The organism is Chamaesiphon sp. OTE_20_metabat_361, assembly GCF_031364565.1.
The window spans coordinates 1-2,747 of the sequence record NZ_JANLWO010000303.1 but is presented as its reverse complement, the minus strand read 5'-3'; the positions used below and the strand labels follow the sequence as shown (position 1 = coordinate 2,747).

Annotated in this window: 2 protein-coding genes and 2 pseudogenes; 1 reads left to right on the top strand and 3 read right to left on the bottom strand. The window is 47.3% G+C overall.

Annotation, left to right across the window (positions count from 1 at the left end):
* Positions 1 to 216, bottom strand: a pseudogene (locus RMO35_RS08995) (TrpB-like pyridoxal-phosphate dependent enzyme); the annotation flags it as partial.
* Between the two features lie 29 nt (positions 217 to 245).
* Positions 246 to 1,126, bottom strand: a pseudogene (locus RMO35_RS25265) (glycosyltransferase).
* Between the two features lie 311 nt (positions 1,127 to 1,437).
* Here RMO35_RS25265 and RMO35_RS08980 point away from each other — a divergent pair.
* A complete protein-coding gene (locus RMO35_RS08980; protein ID WP_309740365.1) occupies positions 1,438 to 1,740 on the top strand; it encodes a hypothetical protein in 303 nt (100 codons plus the stop codon).
* Between the two features lie 422 nt (positions 1,741 to 2,162).
* Here RMO35_RS08980 and RMO35_RS08975 read toward each other — a convergent pair.
* A partial coding sequence (locus RMO35_RS08975; RefSeq protein WP_309740363.1) for a DJ-1/PfpI family protein occupies positions 2,163 to 2,747 on the bottom strand: 585 nt, incomplete at its 5' end.

Genomic DNA, 2,747 nt, shown 5'->3' with positions numbered 1-2,747 from the left:
CGATCGTACTACGTCAGGAATCTCAATCAACCGTTCTTGGCTTACTACCTGCTCGATGAGGCTCATCGGAAACAGGGGTGCTAAGTCAGCGGGGGAGATCGGTTGTCCGGTACCAGGATTGAGAATTGGTGGTAATGGTGTGGGTAAATCTGCTTGGATGTTGTACCAAGCGGTAGGCATTTGGTTTTCGGTCAGGAGGTATTTGATTTGGTTCATGATTTTATGTTTGGTAGAGATTGAAAGTCTTAGTCTCTGCTCAAGGTGATTTTAGTTTGATTTTGAGCCAATACTGGTTGACCTGTCTGCGCCACTTGTTCGACAATATCAGCCGCTCGACTCACTCCCCCAGCACGACGAATTGCTGCTTGTAATCTTACTGCATTCTGTTTGTAATAATCTTCCTTTAATACTTTCTTTACTGCTGTCCGTAGTCTGGAACTAGTCAACTTACCGAGAGTTATCACTTCGCCCGTACCCGTCCAAGCGATCCGCGCTGCCACCCCTGGCTGGTCGTTGGCGATCGGAATTGCCACCATCGGCACCCCATTACTCAAAGATTCTAATGCCGTATTCATGCCCGCGTGAGTGATAGTCAGAGCAGCTTTTTGCAGTAGTTCTAGCTGCGGTGCATAGCCCACAACCAGGGGAGAACCAGGTAAATCTGGCAGGGATGCTGGATTACTGCCGCCACCGAGGGCAATCACTAATTGAGCATCAACGCACAACACACGGTAACATAAGGCAAATTCAAAAAATCTGCTACCGTACTACCACCAGACGAAGTTTGATCTACCAGTAATACTCCAACTCCTGCGGCTGAAATCGCTTGTGGAGCTTCATCTAGGAGTATGGTTGTCGATCGCCGGAACATCGTCACGATTTGTTTAAAAGCAGCTAGACCACTCAATTCGCCCAATTTAGTGTTAGCTGCTGCTGAAGCTCCAGCGGGAAATTGGGCTTCACCAATCGCCCAAAATTCCAGTCCGGCAGCTAGGGTTTGCGGTCGAGCGTCGAGAATACCAAAGAGGGTCACGCGATGACCGCGCCGTTTCAGCTCGTGTCCCAATGTCGTCATAGGATTGAGGTGTCCCGTGAGGGCGGGACAGATGATACCAAAATGAGTCATGCACGGCTTCCGGTATTTGTAGGTCAGGATATTTCAATCTATTTCTGGGATAAATCTTGAAGAAACTGCGGGGGCGATCGATGATTGACCAAATATCCAGGGTGGCTAAAATAGCCTAACGCGCAAGCGCACCCCCAAGGGTGGTCGAAACTAGCGGAATGTGGAATCAAACATTAGGATTGTTGGATTTTATTCCTCAACGCAACCCAAAGGGTAAAATCTCATTAGCTCTGAGTAATGTTTAGAGGAATATCTTGCAGATATTTGCCCATACTCTGTAGTATTTCTTCTAAATTTGGGAATGCTACTAGATGGATATCGATCGGAGCAAATTTATGTTGATGAAGGGCTTAGGTTGCGTGGTAATTTTGCTAGGGCTTGTTTCCTTTTCAAATTTTGCTGAAGCTGGGTACAGGCTACAGAGATCGGGACAAGAGTTAACCGAGCTTAAATCTCAGGGTGGAAATACGGTGGCGGAGGCTTACTACCAAGAAGTGGGTCGATCGCAAATAGGGCAAGGTAGTGCAGCTTCTGGAATGGCAATGTTAACGTTGATGATTTCTATCGGGTGGGGTGGATCGATGATTGCAAAGAAAAAGGAATCAAAACTTTAAACAATTAGCGGAATGTGGGTTTGAAGGTAGAATCGATCGCTTTTTGGAAGATGCAGATCGCTGCTTCAAGTTCTCTGTGCCCTGCCAAACCAGGTAAAGATCGAAGGTGCGCCTCGGAAACACCACAACGCTAGAGAACGTGCAATATTCAAAATTTCTCGAATATCTTCCTGACTATTAGGGGAGTTAATGTTAATAGTTGAGCAATCAGACAAAAGTTGAATAGTACAGCGATTCTCCAAGGAGAGGCTCCGCCAACGCCAGAAATCCTTTTTGAATCCAGCGTTCAGATAATTGAGTTCGATCGGATTGAAGATCTATCATCGCGACCGAGATTATTGCTAAACATAAGTTTGAGAGAAGCGTGTAGAGCTTTTTTGATATTCAATTATTTAAAAAGCTCCACAGACCAATGAATTTTGCTATTTTGCTCCGACTGGAGCGGGGATCGTCTGCTGCATAAATAACATCGCCTTCTCGACCAACTCTGCTCCCGCTTTTTCCGGCGATCCGGTATCAAATGGCGGAGCAGGATCGTACTCCAGCAATAGTTGCGTAATCTTGGCGATTTCTTCACCAAACAGGATGCTAGCGATCGTCAAACCAAAATCGATACCTGCCGTCACGCCACCACCACTAATCCGATTGCGATTCTCCATAGGAGAGGCTTCGCCAACGACCACAACCCGCTCGGTGCCAACTTCCACACCCAATGCCGCAAGTTGAGGGCGTGCTGCCCAATGAGTAGCCGCTCGATAGCCTTCAAGCAATCCAGCCTTCGCCAGAAACTGCGATCCGCCGCAGACAGAAGTGATAAATTTAGCGGTACTGCCTTGGTTGCGTAAAAATGCCAATAGCTCTCGATTGTCTTCTACAGCCGCCTGTCCGCTGCCGCCACCGATACAGATAATATCCAAGCGGGGGCAATTGTCAAAAGTCGTATCGGGTAAAACCATCATGCCATCGTCAGTTTTGACTGGCTCTAGCGTTTTCCAAATCCGATGAAT